The 15,411-nt window shown below is 71.3% G+C and carries 15 protein-coding genes; all 15 read right to left on the bottom strand.

Annotation, left to right across the window (positions count from 1 at the left end; genetic code table 11):
• Position 1: 1 nt before the first annotated feature.
• Positions 2–1,084, bottom strand: coding sequence for a hydrogenase expression/formation protein HypE (gene hypE, locus EMA17_RS41835; protein ID WP_126642541.1), 1,083 nt, complete (start codon positions 1,082–1,084; stop codon positions 2–4).
• 28 nt (positions 1,085–1,112) lie between these two features.
• Positions 1,113–2,240, bottom strand: coding sequence for a hydrogenase formation protein HypD (gene hypD / locus EMA17_RS41830; protein ID WP_126642478.1), 1,128 nt, complete (start codon positions 2,238–2,240; stop codon positions 1,113–1,115).
• Complete coding sequence (locus EMA17_RS41825) at positions 2,237–2,584, bottom strand: HypC/HybG/HupF family hydrogenase formation chaperone (protein ID WP_126642477.1); 348 nt, start codon at positions 2,582–2,584, stop codon at positions 2,237–2,239. Before EMA17_RS41825 ends, hypD begins: the two co-directional genes overlap by 4 nt.
• A 70-nt stretch (positions 2,585–2,654) precedes the next feature.
• On the bottom strand, positions 2,655–4,973 hold the full coding sequence (hypF, locus tag EMA17_RS41820) for a carbamoyltransferase HypF (protein ID WP_126642540.1): 2,319 nt from the start codon (positions 4,971–4,973) through the stop codon (positions 2,655–2,657).
• Positions 4,974–5,011: 38 nt separating this feature from the next.
• Positions 5,012–5,884 (bottom strand): hydrogenase nickel incorporation protein HypB, encoded by an 873-nt coding sequence (hypB, locus tag EMA17_RS41815; protein ID WP_126642476.1) that lies wholly within the window; start codon positions 5,882–5,884, stop codon positions 5,012–5,014.
• A 7-nt stretch (positions 5,885–5,891) separates the two neighbouring features.
• A complete protein-coding gene (locus EMA17_RS41810) occupies positions 5,892–6,281 on the bottom strand; it encodes a hydrogenase maturation nickel metallochaperone HypA/HybF (protein WP_126642475.1) in 390 nt (129 codons plus the stop codon).
• Between the two features lie 176 nt (positions 6,282–6,457).
• Positions 6,458–6,556, bottom strand: coding sequence for a DUF6893 family small protein (locus tag EMA17_RS56195; protein ID WP_371863126.1), 99 nt, complete (start codon positions 6,554–6,556; stop codon positions 6,458–6,460).
• Positions 6,541–7,170 (bottom strand): hydrogenase maturation protease, encoded by a 630-nt coding sequence (locus EMA17_RS41805; RefSeq protein ID WP_307721591.1) that lies wholly within the window; start codon positions 7,168–7,170, stop codon positions 6,541–6,543. The genes EMA17_RS56195 and EMA17_RS41805 overlap by 16 nt, the downstream gene beginning before the upstream one ends.
• Entirely contained in the window at positions 7,167–8,576 is a 1,410-nt protein-coding gene (locus tag EMA17_RS41800) for a hypothetical protein (RefSeq protein WP_126642474.1), read from the bottom strand. The genes EMA17_RS41805 and EMA17_RS41800 overlap by 4 nt, the downstream gene beginning before the upstream one ends.
• The gene (locus EMA17_RS41795; RefSeq protein WP_126642473.1) at positions 8,573–9,280 is read right to left on the bottom strand and encodes a DUF6084 family protein; all 708 of its coding nucleotides are present in this window, start codon (positions 9,278–9,280) and stop codon (positions 8,573–8,575) included. The genes EMA17_RS41800 and EMA17_RS41795 overlap by 4 nt, the downstream gene beginning before the upstream one ends.
• Positions 9,277–9,927 (bottom strand): DUF5947 family protein, encoded by a 651-nt coding sequence (locus tag EMA17_RS41790; protein ID WP_174861515.1) that lies wholly within the window; start codon positions 9,925–9,927, stop codon positions 9,277–9,279. Before EMA17_RS41790 ends, EMA17_RS41795 begins: the two co-directional genes overlap by 4 nt.
• Positions 9,924–10,463, bottom strand: a complete 540-nt coding sequence (locus EMA17_RS41785; RefSeq protein WP_126642471.1) for a NifU-related iron-sulfur-binding protein — start codon at positions 10,461–10,463, stop codon at positions 9,924–9,926. Before EMA17_RS41785 ends, EMA17_RS41790 begins: the two co-directional genes overlap by 4 nt.
• Positions 10,460–12,244 carry a nickel-dependent hydrogenase large subunit gene (locus EMA17_RS41780; RefSeq protein ID WP_126642470.1) on the bottom strand — a complete coding sequence of 595 codons (1,785 nt, stop codon included), beginning with the start codon at positions 12,242–12,244 and terminating at the stop codon, positions 10,460–10,462. The genes EMA17_RS41785 and EMA17_RS41780 overlap by 4 nt, the downstream gene beginning before the upstream one ends.
• Positions 12,245–12,325: 81 nt before the next feature.
• Positions 12,326–13,411 (bottom strand): NADH-quinone oxidoreductase subunit B family protein, encoded by a 1,086-nt coding sequence (locus tag EMA17_RS41775; protein ID WP_126642469.1) that lies wholly within the window; start codon positions 13,409–13,411, stop codon positions 12,326–12,328.
• Between the two features lie 253 nt (positions 13,412–13,664).
• A complete protein-coding gene (locus EMA17_RS41770) occupies positions 13,665–15,356 on the bottom strand; it encodes a SulP family inorganic anion transporter (RefSeq protein WP_126642538.1) in 1,692 nt (563 codons plus the stop codon).
• Between the last annotated feature and the right edge of the window lie 55 nt (positions 15,357–15,411).

Here is a 15,411-nt window from a genome sequence, read left to right as displayed (position 1 = left end):
TTCAACAGATCCGAGGCAGTTGCTCCCCGATCGGCATGTCCAGTACCCGCGTTCCGCCCAGCCCGGTACGCGCCACCACCATCCCCGGGTGCGCCGTGACGCACTCGCCGATCACCGCCGCCCCCGCACCCAGCGGATGCGCCCGCATCGCCGCGAGCACCGCGTCGGCGTGCTCGCGGGGTACGAAGGCGACCAGCTTGCCCTCGTTGGCCACATACAGCGGATCGAGGCCCAGGATGGCGCACGCGTTGGCCACCTGAGGGGGCACCGGGACATCGCGTTCGGCGATCTCCACCCCGACACGGGCCGCCGCCGCGATCTCGTTGAGCGCGGCCCCCAGACCGCCCCGGGTGGGATCGCGAAGCACGTGCAGGTCCGGGGTGACCGCGAGCATGGCCTCGACCAGGCCGCCCAACGCGGCGCAGTCGCTGCGAATCTCGACATCGAATTCCAGGCCCTCGCGCACGCTCATCACGGCCACCCCGTGGACCCCCATGTCGCCGCTGACGATCACCACGTCCCCCGGGGCGGCGCGTTGTGGGCGTAGATCGACGCCGGCCGGGACCAGGCCGATCCCGGCGGTGTTGAGGTAGATGCCGTCCCCGTGTCCGGCCTCGACCACCTTGGTGTCGCCGGTGGCGATCTCGACGCCGGCGGCGCGCGCCGCGTCGCCGAGCGCCTGGGCCACCCGCGCGACGACCGACGTCTCGACGCCTTCCTCCAGGATGAACCCGACGGACAGATAGGCCGCCTTGGCACCGCTCATGGCCAGGTCGTTGACCGTCCCGTTGACCGCGAGATCGCCGATGCCGCCACCGGGAAAGAACAGTGGTCGGACCACGAACGAGTCGGTGGAGAAGGCCAGTCGCGCCCCGCCGAGGGTGACCACCGCGGAGTCGGCGAGCGAGGCGAGCAGGGGTCCCCCGAACGCGGGGGCGAAGACGTGTTCGACGAGTTCGGCGGACAACGCGCCGCCGCCACCGTGTCCGGTCACGATCCGCGGATGATCGCGCAACGGCGCCGGACAGGTCCACCCGGAGAAGTCCGGCGCGGCGGGCACGGCGGCCGCGGGCGAGTCGGCGATGACGGTGAGGTCGGTGAGATCGGTGAGTTCAGCCAACGGGGGTCGCCTCCCGGGGCGCGGCGTCGGCGGCGTCGAGCCGACGGTAGAGGTAGTAGGCGGCGCACGCGCCCTCACTGGAGACCATCGTCGCGCCGAGCGGATTGCGCGGGGTACACGTGGTGCCGAACGCCGCGCACTCGTTGGGCTTGAGCAGGCCCTGCAACACCTCGCCGCTGCGGCACTCGGCCGGTTCCAGGGTGTCGATCCCGGTCACCTCGAAGCGGTGCTCGGCGTCGTAGTCGCGATAGCGCGAGGACAGCCGCCACCCGCTGTTCGGGATCACCCCGATGCCGCGCCAGGCCCGGTCGGTCACCTCGAACACGTCGGCCAGCATCGCCTTCGCGGCGGGATTGCCCTGCTCCCGCACCGCCCGGGCGTAGGCGTTGTCCACCGTGTGCTCGCCCCGCTCGAGTTGGCCGATCGTACGCCGGATGCCCTCCAGGATGTCCAACGGCTCGAACCCGGTGACCACGATCGGCACCCGATGCCGCTCGGCCAGTTCCGGGTACTCCTCCACGCCCATCACGCTGCACACGTGCCCGGCCGCGAGGAAGCCCTGTACCCGACAGTCGGGCGAATTCATGATCGCCTCGATCGCCGGCGGAACGCGCACGTGCGACACCAGCAGGCTGAAGTTGCGGATGCCCAGCCGCTTGGCCTGATACACCGTCATCGCGTTGGGTGGTGCGGTGGTCTCGAAGCCGATGCCGAAGAACACCACCTCCCGGTCGGGGTTGTCCCGGGCGATCGCGAGCGCGTCCAGCGGCGAGTAGACCACTCGCACGTCACCGCCCTCGCCGCGTACCCGGAACAGGTCGCGATCGGTGCCCGGCACCCGCAACATGTCGCCGAACGAGCAGAAGATCACGCCCGGGCGTGCCGCGATGGCCAGTGCCTTGTCGATCACCTCCAGCGGCGTCACGCACACCGGACAGCCGGGACCGTGGATCAACTCCACCTCGGCGGGCAGCAGTTGGTCGATGCCGTGCCGAATGATGGTGTGCGTCTGGCCGCCGCAGACCTCCATGATCGACCACGGCCGGGTCACCGTGGCTCGAATCTCGTCCAGCAGTCGCCGACCGACCTCCGGATTACGGAACTCGTCCAGGTACTTCACCGCAGTGCCTCCTTCGACACATCACTGGGAATCGGGTCGGGGACGACCACGGGTTCCGGCCGGACGAACTCCCCGGACGCCGCGCCCGCCGCCTCCCAGGGATCACCGAACTCCTCCTGGAGCAGCCCCATCTCGTCGAACAGGGCAAGCGTGCGAAGGGCCGACTCCTCGTCCAGCCGTTGCAGCGCGAAGCCCACGTGCACGATGGCGTACTCGCCGACCTTCAGGTCGGGGACGTACTCCAGGCACACGTCCTTGACCACACCGCCGAAGTCGACGAGGCCCATCCGGGTTCCGTCCCGTTCCTCGATCTTCGTCACTCTGCCGGGCACCGCCAGGCACATCGCTCTCTCCTCGTCGTCCGACAACGACCACGCTCGCGGGTCGTCGACTCATGGGTGATCGGGCGCACGCTCACGGGCGGCCCGTCTCGCCCGGCGCCCGCCGACCGGCGCCGACCAGCACCTGGCCCAGCGCCAGCCCGCCGTCGTTCGGCGGCACCAGACGATGGCGCAGCACGGTGAAGTCCCGTTCGCGCAGCGCCCGTCCGCAGGCGGAGGAAACGATCGCGTTGGCGAACACGCCGCCGGTGAGCGCGACCGGCGTCGGCCCGTACCGCTCCCGCGTGTGCTCGGCCACCGCGACCACCAGATCGACCACCGCGTGGTGAAAGCGCGCCGCGAGCAGCTCGGGGTCACAGCCGGCCCGCAGGTCGGCGATCGCCGCCGCGAACACCGGGCCCGGGTCGGCGATCAGCGGATCACCCTCGCCCTCGCCCGGGAGCAGCGCGAACGTGTACCCGCGGACCGGTCCGGGCCGTCGAACGGCCGCGCCCTCCAACTCGATCGCCGCCTGTGCCTCGTAGCCGGCCAGGTGACAGACGCCGATCAGCGACGCGAACGCGTCGAAGAGGCGACCCATGCTGGAGGTGGGCACGCAGTTCAGGTCGCGTTCGAGTTGACGCGCCAATACCCGGCGTTCCTCGTCGGAACCGGCCCGCACACACGGCAGATCCGGCGACCACTCGATCCCGGCCGCGTACAGGTGGGCCAGCGCCATCCGGTACGGCCGGGCCACCGCCGCGTCGCCACCGGCCAAGGGCACGTAGCGCAGGTGCGCCACCCGGTGGAAGTCGGCGTAGTCGGCGCGCAGGAACTCGCCGCCCCAGACCGCACCGTCGTCCCCGTAGCCGGTCCCGTCGAAGGCGACGCCCAGCACCGGCGCGGCGCCGTCCAGTCCGTGTTCGGCCATCGCGGCGGCGATGTGCGCGTGATGGTGTTGGATCAGCCGTACCGGCCGTCGGGCCGCGGCGCGCCGGGCCCACCCGGTGGAGCGATAGCCCGGATGGCGATCGGCGACCAGCACCTCCGGACGCACGCCGGTGATCGCGCCCAGGTGCTCGATCGTGTGCTCGAAGGTTTGTTGCGTGGCCAGGTCGTCCATGTCGCCGACATGCCCGGACAGCCACGCCTCGCGGCCCTCGGCCAGCGCGAACGTGTTCTTCAGGTCCCCGCCGACGGCGAGCGTCGCGGGCACCTCCACCGGCAGCCGGATCGGCAGCGGCGCCCAACCTCGCGAGCGCCGGACGAACAGTGGTTCGCCGTCCACCACCCGCACCACCGAATCGTCCAGCGGCACCCGGATGGGTCGGTCGTGGGTGAGCCAGCCGTCCGCGAGTGTCGCGAGCCGGGTCAGTGCTTCGCCGTCGTCGGTCACGATCGGCTCGCCGGCCGCGTTGCCGCTGGTGAGTACGAGCAGGCGTGGCCCGGCCCGGTCGTCGAGCAGCCCCAGGAGCAGGTGGTGCAGGGGTGTGTACGGCAACATGAAGCCCAGATCGGGGCAGCGCGGGGCGATCGCCTCCGGCAGCGCGGCCCGGGCCGCCGGGCGCCGCCGCAGCAGGACGATCGGCCGCGCGGCGCCGGTGAGCAATTCCTTCTCCGCGTCCGTGATCGCGGCGTGTGGCTCGATCTCGGCGAGCGTGCGGGCCAGCAGGGCGAACGGTTTGTCGCCGCGCCCCTTGCGCTCGCGCAACCGCAGCACCGCGTCCTCGTCGGCCGCGTCGCAGGCCAGGTGGTAGCCGCCGATGCCCTTGACCGCCAGGATCGCCCCTTGGGCGAGCATTCGCCGGGCCTCGTCCAGGGTGCCGAAGCCGATCGGGGCACCGTCCGCGTCGACCAGGGCCAGCCGGGGTCCGCAGGCGTGGCACGCGATGGGTTGCGCGTGGAAGCGTCGGTCGCCGGGATCGGTGTACTCCCGGGCGCAGTCGGGGCACATCGGGAAGTCGGCCATCGTGGTGTGCGCGCGGTCGTACGGCAGCGCGGTGACGATGGTGAAGCGCGGGCCGCAATCGGTGCAGGTGATGAACGGGTGCAGGTGACGGCGGTCGGCGGGGTCCTCGAGTTCGGCCAGGCAACGAGCGCACGTGGCGACATCCGGCGGAATCCGGGTGCGGTGCGCGGCGCCCGGCTCGGGCGGCACCGACGCCACGATCGTGAATCCGGTGTCGCCGCCGATCGCCAGTTCCTCGTGGGTGATCGACTCGACCAAGGCCAGCGCGGGTGCCTCGGTGTCGATCCGCCGGCAGAACGCGGCCACCTCGGCCGACCCGCCCTCGATCTCGACGAGCACGCCGACACCGGTGTTGGTGACGTGTCCGGCCAGCCCCAGCTCGGTGGCCAGCGTGTAGACGAACGGCCGAAAGCCGACGCCCTGCACGGTGCCGCGCACGAGCATCCGACGCCGTTGCGCGACCTGGGGCGACCCGGCGGCGGTCAAGACGGCTCCCGCGCCGGAACCGGCCGCGGGTCGATCTCGCGCGTGTGTCCGTGCCCCAGCCCGTGCTCATGGCCATGCCCATGACCATGGCCATGGGCACGACCGGGCTCGTGCCCGGGGCCGTTGCCGGTCCCCTGCCCGGTGTCGGTCGATCCGTGCGCGTGGGTGTGACCGTCCGCCGCGTGCCGCGCCATGGCCGGCGTATGCACCGCCGCGCCGTCGAGCACCGCGACCGCGCGTGTCAACAACTCGCCGACCCCCAGACCGGTCCTGGTCGAGGTGAGCAACACCTCGACACCGGGGTTCACCTGTCGGACGTTGGCCAGGAAGGTGTGTTCGTCGAACTCGACCGCCTCGGCGAGGTCGATCTTGGTCACCACCACCAGGTTCGCCAGACCGAACGCGGACGGATACTTGAGCGGCTTGTCCTCCCCCTCGGTCACCGAGGCGAGCGCGACCCGCAGGCTCTCGCCCAGGTCGTAGGAGGCCGGGCAGACCAGATTGCCGACGTTCTCCACGAACAGCACACGGGTTCTCGCCGGCAGCCAGCCGGTGAGTTGTCGACGCAACTGCGCGGCCTCCAGGTGGCACAGCCCGTCGGTGAGAATCTGCTTGACCGGTGCCCCGGACCGGGCCAACCGCGTCGCGTCGTTGTCGGTGGCCAGGTCCGCCGTCAACGCCGCGACCGGCACTCCGAGTTCGCCGGCCAGGCGCAACTCCGCCTCCAGCAGGGCGGTCTTGCCGCTGCCGGGGCTGGACAGCAGGTTGACCGCGATCACCCCGCGTGCGGCCAGTTCGGCGCGCAGGTCGCTCGCCCCGCGATCGTTGTGGGCGAGCACGGCCTGCCGCAATTCGTCGACTCGGCACATGATTGGGTCAACCCTCCTGGGTGGCCTGGGCGTATCCGACGGTCCGGGCCGGATCGGCCCAGCACACGTCGACGATCTGCAATTCGCGCCCGCACAACAGTTCGGTACTCGCGCCCGCGCATTCGGGGCAGCACAGGTCCGGTGGCATGCCCACCGCCCACTCGACGGCGCATCCGCCGCAGCGGGCCCGGCCCGGGATGCCCTCGACCACCAACTCCGCGTCGCGCAGCACCGTCTCGACGCGCGCGACCTCGAACGCGAAGGCGAGCGCGTCGGGAACCACCCCGGCCAGTTCGCCGACCCGCAGCCGAACGCTCAGCGCGGCGCGCTCCCCGGTACGCGCGGCGGCCGCCTCGACCTGCTCGATGACGGCCAAGGCAATCGACATCTCGTGCATCGACCCTCTCCCGGGCTCGACGATCCATCGCCGGCAGCCCGCCGAGTCGACGGGCCCGCGCTCCATTACAGGCACCGGCGGCGCCGCGACCCGGCACCCACGCCGTATCCGACGTCGCACGTACGCCGTTCGCCGCAGCGCGGGGCTCCGCCGAGGGAACACCTCGCGGGGCGGGGCTACATGGCACGCATGCGCAGGTAGCGTCGAATGTCCGCCCGGTTCGCGAACGCGACGAGCGCGAACAGGGCCACTCCGCCGATCAGAATCCTTCGCACGCCGGCACCTCTCCAGACTCGGGACCGCGCACCGCGTCCGCGGTGGCGGGTCGGACCTCGACCGCGTCCGGCGCGTCCGGCGCGCCGGTCGGTGTTCGGCTGGGCTCCTGCCGGCGCAGCACCCGCAGGATCAGCGCGACCGCCTCGTCGACGGCTGCCGCGACCGGTGGGCTGAGCCCCACGCGTTCGTCCAGGTCGGCCGGTTCGCAGCCGACGACCAGCATCCGTCGGGGCGGCGTTCCGCCGGTGCCCGCGCTCAGCGTGCCCAGCAGCGCGAGGACCGCGTCGGGCCCCATGCGATGGCCGTCCAAGAGCGCCGCGCCGGGCTCGATCGAGCCCGGCGCGACGGCCTCGATCAGGTACACGGTGCCCGGTTCGCCGCCGCGGGCGGTGGCATCCACGAGGATCAACGTGTCGTAGCCCTCGAGGAGTTGGTAGGCCAGATGCACACCGCGCACGCCGAAGTCGACCGCCTCGGCACCGTCCGGCAGCGGATGCGCGGCCAGCCTGGCGACGGTCTCCACTCCGAAGCCGTCGTCACCGAGGAAGATGTTGCCGACTCCGGCGACGAGCACCCGCTCGACGCCCTCGGTCGGCGGACCGTGACCGATCACGCGTCCTCCAGGAGTGTGAGTTCGTCCGGTTGGAAGTACAGGAACCGTCCCTGGGCCCGCCGGATGTCCGCGCCGGGGTCGCCGTCCACGGTCACCGCGAGGTGCACCACGCCGTCGACGTCGTGCAGCACCGCCTCGACCAGGGCGTCCCGACCGTGCAGGAACAGATCCTGGGCGTCGGTGCGGCGCGACCCCGGCCGCAGCCGGACCCGACTGCCGGCACCGATCGAACGCCCGTCCACCGACACCCGGTCCGTGGCGGGATCGAACCCGGCGTCGCTTGCCGGGTCCCACCAGGGCCGGTCGGCTCCCGACCCGCCCGGATCCCACGTGCCCGGTTCCGTCGGGGTCGTCGGCCCGGCCGACCCGGTGCTCTCGCGCAGCGCCCGCACCGTGCCGTGCAGCCGGTCCCACACCTCGGGGGCGAGCGAGTCGACCAGGTCCACGGCGGCACCCGCGCGGGCATCGGTGCCGCGTGCCTCGCGCTTCTCCCGCTCGGTCAGGGCCGAGGTGCGCAGCGCGAGGATCTCGTCGATCTCGGTCGCGTCGTAGAGTGCGCCGGGGCTTTCCGGGGCCACCTGCGGATGATCCTCGAGGATGATCGGCGAGGACAGCACCACGTCGTCCCGCTCTGCGGCCAGCACCGGCCAGGTCCGCAGGTTCGTACACGCGGCGACGGCGCCCCGGGCCCATTCCGGCGGGTCGGTCATGGACAGGAAGGAGCCGGCGTCGAGGCCGAGCAGCACGTGTGCCGACACGAGCGCGTACGGCAGCGCGGCGTCCCGGTCGGCACCCGCGTCCGGTGTCCACCCACTGGTGTTGGCCACCTCGACGGTCAACCTGAACGTGCGGTACGGGCCGGGAAGTTCGGTGGTCCGCACCCGGATCTCCCCGTCGACCCGTGCCCGCCGGCGGACCAGTCGACCGCACACGCGACCGTCGAGTTCGACCGCCTCGGTCTCCTCGTGCTCGGCCCGATCGAAGGGCAGGACCAACCCGTCCCCGGCCGACGCCGCGACCGGCAGCACCAGTTCGACCCGCTCCTCGACGCCCTCGTCCCACGGGACGAGCACCCGATCGGGCAGCTCCAGGGCATCCACCGTCGCGAACTCGCCGTCGGCGCCGACCTGTTCGACCGTGCGCCGCTGGGCGTGCAGGAAGCGCAGCTCGATCGAGAGGTTGGCCCCCGCGCGGGGCTCGATCAGACACTCGGTGCGCTGGTCGTGATGCTCGCCGCTGCCGGGCCCCCAGGCGGGCGGCACCAGGACGCCGAACTGCCAGCGCATCCGGTTCTTGGCGGCAGAGGCCCGGTACGGGTACAACACGTAGCCCTCGAAGAGCACGGCGTCGGCGATCTGTCGCGCGACGGCGAACCGTTCCCGGATCGCGGGCTCGAACGGCGTCATCGTACGGTCTCCTCGGTGCGGTCCGACCCGCCGGAGCGATCACGGCGAACACCGAAGGCCCGCACCGGCTCGGCGTCCGGCTCCGCGCCCGCCAGCAGCGCCCGCATCGTGGCCTCCCAGGAGGGCAACGCGTGCCGAGCCCGGTAGGCGAGCAGCGCGTCCATCTCCTCGCGCGGCAGCCGCAGCCAGCCGCAGCCGGGGAAGTGCTGCTCGACCATCTCCCGCCAGACCGTGACCGGCATGCGGTAGGCGGCCTCCTTGTGCCAGGGCACCGGTTCCACCCGGAAGCCGCCCGGGCCGGTGAACGCGGTCCCGGAGAAGAGCATCAGCAACGGCACCTCTCCCTCGACCAGCGCGTGGAAGTAGCGGGACGAGGCGATGTCCATGTCGTAGGTGCACGGCACCGCCAGATCCACCTCGGTCTCCGCGGTGAAGCCCGGCACGGTACACGCCACCTGGGCGAATTCGATCGGGTGCAGCGTGCCGCCCCAGCGGGAGCGTTCGCCGAACAGCACGCCCAGCCGGGCACCCTCGGCCGTCCCGTAGCGCCGCCGGGCGGGCTCGATCCGCAACTGGACGCGCAACGCGAGCGCGTGCACCCGGGACTGCTCGGCGGCGGTGATCCGCAGCCGGAAGACCAGCGTGGGGCCCGCCGCGTAGCCGTCGGCGCGCACGCCGACGCAGGAGAAGTGCAACTCGGTCACGGCGCTTCGTCCCTTCCGGGCACCCGCGCGCGCGAACGTACGTCGGCGAGGAACGCGGCCAGGTCCGCACGGGCCTCGGCGCCGCCGTCGAAGCCCCGCCAGCGCAGGCGCATCCGGCCGACCAGTTCGTAGCAGACGTCGATCGGGACCAGGAAACACTCGCTCGCCCCGTCGGTGCGGGACAACAACAGCGCTTCGACGTCGGGACGCAGCAGTTCGGCGAGCCGACTCCCGCCGAGCACCGCCTGCCACAGCTGTGGGTCCAGATCGCTCTCGGTGGCGCCGGCCGGGCTCGGATAGAGCGCGATCAGCCGGTCGAGCGCGGCGTTGCGCAGGAAGAACGCCAGGCCGACCGGGATCTGCAGGGCGTCCCAGGCAGCGTCGTCCAGGTTGTGCCCGGGATCGGCGAGGTAGCGCTCGGGCACCGCCCGATAGCGACCGCCGGCCGCGCCGCGCCGCTCGAAGAGCATGGCGCAGCCCCGGCACGCGCAGGCCAGGGCCCGCGCGTCGGTGTCCACGAGGTGGCGGTGTCCGGCACCGACCTCCTGGGCGCACAACTCGCAACGTTCCGGGCGCGGCCCGGGCGGGAGGCGGAATCGGCGCAGCCCTCCCGCCGGTCGAGCGGTCGTCGGCAACGGCGCGCTCACCGCGCGGCCCGGGCCGGATCGGCCGGTCGGGTGCCGATGTGGAGCAGCGCGGGTTCGGGCTTCGCGGCCGGGGCGTCCTCGATCTCGATCCGTTCGACCTCGGGCGCGTAGCCGGCGAGGAGCCCTTCCACCGCCTCGGGTGAGCCCGCGGCGCTCCCGCTCGCGCCCGCGCATCCGCAGCCGCCGCTCGCGGCGGTGATCCGCAGCCGCAGGGTCCGGCCGTGCTCGTCGTAGTCGAGGAACTCGGCTCGGTGTTCGGGGTGCGCCGCGAGGCCGCGCGTGACGCGCGTCGGCACGTCGTCGGGGTGCAGGTCGTGCAGGACGAGCAGGCCGGTGACCAGTTCGTCGTCGAGCAGCGCGCGCCGATCCGCGTCGGCGTCGCGCAGCAGCGCGGCCAGCCGGGCCAGGCCGGTGCCGTAGAAGTCCATCAGGGCGCGGACCAGTTCCTCGGCACCGACGCGCGCGTCCGGGTCGGGGCTGTCGCCCAGGCGGGTCAGGATCTCCTCGACCCGCAGTCCGGTCCGTTCGGCGTTCATCCGCTCAGTCCGCTCAGCCCGGTGGGCACATGCAGTTTCTGCAGGGTCTTGCCGTCGCCGAGATACATGTGCACACCGCACGGCAGACAGGGGTCGAAGCTGCGCACGGCCCGCATGATGTCGATGCCCTTGAAGTTCTCCGGGGGGTTCTCCTCGAAGATCGGCGTGTTCTGCACCGCGTCCTCGTAGGGCCCGGGGGTGCCGAGGGTGTCTCGAACGCTGGCGTTCCACGGGGTCGGCGGGTACGGGTGGTAGTTGGCGATCTTCCCGTCCCGGATCACCATGTGGTGCGAGAGCACGCCGCGCACGGCCTCGGTGAAGCCGACGCCGACCGCCTGGTCGGGCACCTCGAACTTCTCCCACGTCGTGGTCCGGCCCGAGCGCACCTCCTCGAGTGCCTTCTCCGCGAAGTACACCGCCATGGCGGCCATGTACGCCTGGAAGTAGGTGCGCGCCCGGTTGCGCTCCAGGGCGTTGCTCCACTGCGGGATCTTCCACTCGAAGGTGGTTTCCGGTTTGGTCATCGACTTGGGCAGGTTGATGATCACGCTGTGCCCGGTGGCCTTGACGAAGCCGGTGTCGACCAGTCCGTTGAGCGCGGTGGACCAGAGTCGGGCGAGCGGGCCGCCGCCGGTGTCCAGGGCGAGGTAGTCGGTGCCGTCGAACCAGCGCGGCGACATGACCCAGCTGTAGTTGCCGTCGAAGTCCCGCTTCTGCGGGGCGGGGATGGTGTGTTGGTTCCACGGGTGGCGCGGGTCGACCGGGTTGCCCAGCGGGTCGTGGGTGACGAACAGCTCCCGGCCCTCCCAGTCCTGGTAGTAGGAGCTGCCGAGCAGGATTCGGATGCCCAGGTTGATCTCGGTCAGATCGTTGGTGATCAGCTTGCCGTCGACCACGATGCCGGGGCTGACGTACATGCGCCGGCCCCAGTCGGTCATGTTGCGGTAGGTGAAGTCGCAGTGGTCGGGGTCGTTGAGCGCGCCCCAGCATCCGAGCAGTACCCGCCGCCGCCCGACCTCCTCGTAGCCGGGCAGGGCGGTGTAGAAGAAGTCGAAGAGGTCGTCGTGCAGGGGGACGACGCGTTTCATGAACTCGACGTAGCGCATCAGTCGGGAGAGGTAGTCGGTGAACAGCTGGACCGAGGCGACGGTGCCCACACCGCCCGGGTAGAGCGTGGAGGGGTGTACGTGCCGACCCTCCATCAGGCAGAACATCTCCCGGGTGTAGCGGCTGACCGCCAGCGCCTCGCGGTAGAACTCGCCCTCGATGGGGTTGAGCGAGCGCATGATGTCGGCGATGGTGCGGTAGCCGTGTTCGGCGGCGTGCGGCGCCTCGGTGCGTTCGGCCAGGTCCAGTACGCCGGGGTTGGTCTCACGGACCATGCGCTCGCAGTAGTCCACCCCGACCAGGTTCTCCTGGAAGATGTTGTGGTCGAACATGTACTCGGCGGCCTCGCCGAGGTTGATGATCCATTCGGCCAGGTGCGGCGGCTTGACGCCGTAGGCCATGTTCTGCGCGTACACCGAGCAGGTGGCGTGGTTGTCGCCGCAGATGCCGCAGATCCGGCTGGTGATGAAGTGCGCGTCGCGCGGGTCCTTGCCCCGCATGAACACGCTGTAGCCGCGGAAGACCGACGAGGTGCTGTAGCACTCGGCGACCCGTTTCCGCTTGAAGTCGATCTTGGTGTGGATGCCCAGGCTGCCGACGATCCGGGTGATCGGGTCCCAGGACATCTCGGTCAGGCCGCTGCCGTCGGCGGCCGTCTTGGTCGAGGGTGCCATCGTGTGTTGTGCCCTTCTGCGGTGAGGACTGCGGCATGCGTGGAGCCGGCCGCGGGGTCGGGGACTACGAAGGCGATCCGCTCACCGGGGCGGGCGGTAGCCGGTGGTCAGCTCGCGCCCGGTGTGGCGCCACTTGGTTTCCTCGTCCGCGGTCTTCGCCGTGATCGAGCGCAGCTTGCGGATCACCACGCCGTACGCACCGCTGGCGGTCGAGGAGATCTTGCTGCCGGGCGGTTCGTCCATGAACGGCATGAACTTGTCCGGGAAGCCGGGCATCGTGCAGGCGATGCAGATTCCGCCGACGTTCGGGCAACCGCCGACGCCGTTGATCCAGCCGCGCTTGGGCACGTTGCACTTGACCACCGGACCCCAGCAGCCGAGCTTCACCAGGCACAGCGGCGAGCCGTACTCGTCGGCGAACTGACCCTGCTCGTAGTAACCGCCGCGGTCGCAGCCCTCGTGCACGGTGGCACCGAACAGCCAGGTGGGACGCAGTTTGTCGTCCAGTGGGATCATCGGCGCGGACCCGGCGAGCTGGTAGAGCAGGTAGGTCAGCGTCTCGGCGAAGTTGTCCGGCTGGATCGGGCACCCGGGCACGCACACGATCGGCAGACCGGCTTTGGACTTCCAGTCCCAGCCCAGGTAGTCGGGGACGCCCATCGCGCCGGTGGGGTTGCCGGCCATCGCGTGGATTCCGCCGTAGGTGGCGCAGGTACCGATCGCCACCACGCCGGTGGCCTTGGGCGCGAGCCGGTCCAGCCACTCGCTGGTGGTGATCGGCTGGCCCGTGGCCGGATCGTCGCCGAATCCGCTCCAATATCCCTCGGTCTTGATCGACTCGTTCGGGATGGATCCCTCGACCACCAGCACGAACGGGTCCAGTTCGCCCCGTTCGGCCTTGAAGAACCATTCGATGAAGGTGTCCGCGCCCTGGACCGGTCCGCACTCGAAGTCGATCAACGGCCAGTGCACGGCGATCGGCGGCAGTCCGGGCAGCGCGCCGGTGACGATCTCCTCGATCGACGGTTGCATCGCGGCGGTCAGCGCGACGGAATCGCCGTCGCAACTGAGGCCGGCGTTGATCCAGAGGATATGGATCGGGGACGGTTCCTCGACCGGCGTGGCGGCGGTCGACTGCTCTGCGGGGGTCTCGGACGTGGCGCGCATGAGGACGCCTCCTCGAAAGTCACTTGTCCGACATAACGGACTCTCGAATCTTCTTATCAGGCCCGTACGTGACGCGCCTCACATCCGGTCCGTTCGGGCGAGTCGCGCCGCGCCCGCCTCGCGGCGGTGCCGGGCCGGGCCGATGGGCGCGAACGCGCGAACGTGTGCCGACCGGCCACCCCGGGTCGGCGGGGACGACCCGCCGCGTGCCGCCGCGGGTGCGCATCCGCCGCCGACGCGGCGACGCGCACCGTCACGTTCCGGTGCGCCGGCGGAAGGCGGCGACCGCGGCCTCCACCGTGGGGAAGAAGTGCCCGGGGTCGATGGTGCGGGTGAGCCCGTACCGTTCGATCTTGCGGCGCACCGGGTCCTTCAGCTCGGCGAACACCAGGTGCACGTGGTTCGCGTTGAGCGTCTCGTCCAGTTCCTCCAGGATGTCGGCGGCGGTGGTGTCCACGTCGGTCATCGCCTCCGCCGCGACCACGATCCAACTCACCCGCGGGTCGGCGCCGGCCAGTCGCCCGATCTCGTCACGGAACGCCTTGGCGTTGGCGAAGATGAGCGGGGCGTCGAAACGATGGATCACCAGGCCGGGCAGTTGCTCGGCCTGCGGGTAGGAGCGGACGTCGTGGAAGCCCTCCAGGCCCGGCACCCGCCCCAGCACGGTGTTGTACGGCCACCAGGTGCGTCGGAAGACGTTGAGGACGGACAGGGCCACGGCGATGGCGATCCCGGGCAACACGCCGAGTACCGCCACGCCGACGAAGGCCGCGAAGCACAACATGAATTCCGTCCGGCGCTGCCGCCACAACCGTACCGCCCCCGGGATGTCGGCCAGGGAGAGCGACGCGGTGACGACCACGGCGGCGAGGGCCGGCTGGGGGAGGTTGCGGAACAGCCCCGGAGCCAGCACGAGCATGAGGACGATGAGCGCCGCACCGACGACCCCGGTCAGCTGACTTCTGGCCCCCGCGCGCTCCGCCACCGCCGTACGGGATCCACTCGTACTGACCGGGAAGCCCTGGAAGAGACCGGCCGCCAGGTTCGCGGCACCGACCCCCGCCATCTCCTGGTTGCCGCGCACCTCCTGGCCCGTACGGGCCGCGAAGGCGGACGCGTTGGAGATCGTGTCGGCCAGGGACACCAGAGCGATGCCCAGCGCACCGCCGAACAGCGGGGCGAGGTCGGCGACTCCCACCGTGGGCACGGTGAACGGCGGGAAACCCTCGGGGAGTTCTCCGACCAGGCCCACGCCGTGCTCGCCCAGGTCGAAGACGGTGGTCACGGCGATCGCCAGGACCACCATCACGAGCACCGCGGGGACCTTCGGCAGGAAGCGCTGGAGCACCAGGATCAGGACGATCCCGCAGCCGCCGACCGCGGCGGCGGCCGGCACCACCGCCCCGTCGGCCGATTGCCGAACAAGGCCGACACACTCGCGGATCAGGTTGTCCGCCTCGACCTCGAACCCGAGCAGCTTGGGCAACTGACCGATCAGAATGGTCAGGGCCAGGCCGTTCATGTAGCCGATCATCGTGGGTTTGGAGATCAGATCGGCGATGAAACCGAGCTTCGCCACCGACGCCAGGATCATGACCGCCGCCACCATGAGCGCGAGTGTCGACGCCAGAGCGATCGCCCGCTCGGGGTCCCCGTCGGCCGCCACCAGGGGCAGCACGGTGGCGGCGATCATCGGGCCCAACGAGGAATCGGGACCCAGCACCAGGATCCGGGACGGCCCGCACACCGCGTACCCGAGCAGGCACAGGATCGTCGTGTACAGGCCGGTGATCGGCGGCAGACCCGCCAACTCGGCGTACGCCATGCCCTGCGGCACCAGCAGCGTGGTCAAGACGATGCCTGCGACCAGGTCCTTGACCAGCCACGCCCGCCGGTACGACGACGCCGCGCGGATCCCGGGCACGGCCCGCAACCGGGAGCGCATTCCGTTGCCCGTACGCGGGGTGGTCACCGACCGTCCTTCCCGCCTGCGCCGCTGC

It is taken from the genome of Embleya hyalina (assembly GCF_003967355.1).
Taxonomy (GTDB): Bacteria; Actinomycetota; Actinomycetes; order Streptomycetales; family Streptomycetaceae; genus Embleya; species Embleya hyalina.
Note: the sequence above shows the minus strand (reverse complement) of the source record. Positions and strands in the feature narration are given on the sequence as shown.

Bases quoted from the DNA above. Each gene is read 5' to 3' on its own strand.
- EMA17_RS41825 (WP_126642477.1), bottom strand. From the start codon at position 2,584: ATGTGCCTGGCGGTGCCCGGCAGAGTGACGAAGATCGAGGAACGGGAC.
- hypF (WP_126642540.1), bottom strand. From the start codon at position 4,973: ATGCTCGTGCGCGGCACCGTGCAGGGCGTCGGCTTTCGGCCGTTCGTC.
- hypB (WP_126642476.1), bottom strand. From the start codon at position 5,884: ATGTGCCGAGTCGACGAATTGCGGCAGGCCGTGCTCGCCCACAACGAT.
- EMA17_RS41810 (WP_126642475.1), bottom strand. From the start codon at position 6,281: ATGCACGAGATGTCGATTGCCTTGGCCGTCATCGAGCAGGTCGAGGCG.
- EMA17_RS41800 (WP_126642474.1), bottom strand. From the start codon at position 8,576: ATGACGCCGTTCGAGCCCGCGATCCGGGAACGGTTCGCCGTCGCGCGA.
- EMA17_RS41785 (WP_126642471.1), bottom strand. From the start codon at position 10,463: ATGAACGCCGAACGGACCGGACTGCGGGTCGAGGAGATCCTGACCCGC.
- EMA17_RS41780 (WP_126642470.1), bottom strand. From the start codon at position 12,244: ATGGCACCCTCGACCAAGACGGCCGCCGACGGCAGCGGCCTGACCGAG.
- EMA17_RS41775 (WP_126642469.1), bottom strand. From the start codon at position 13,411: ATGCGCGCCACGTCCGAGACCCCCGCAGAGCAGTCGACCGCCGCCACG.
- EMA17_RS41770 (WP_126642538.1), bottom strand. From the start codon at position 15,356: ATGCGCTCCCGGTTGCGGGCCGTGCCCGGGATCCGCGCGGCGTCGTCG.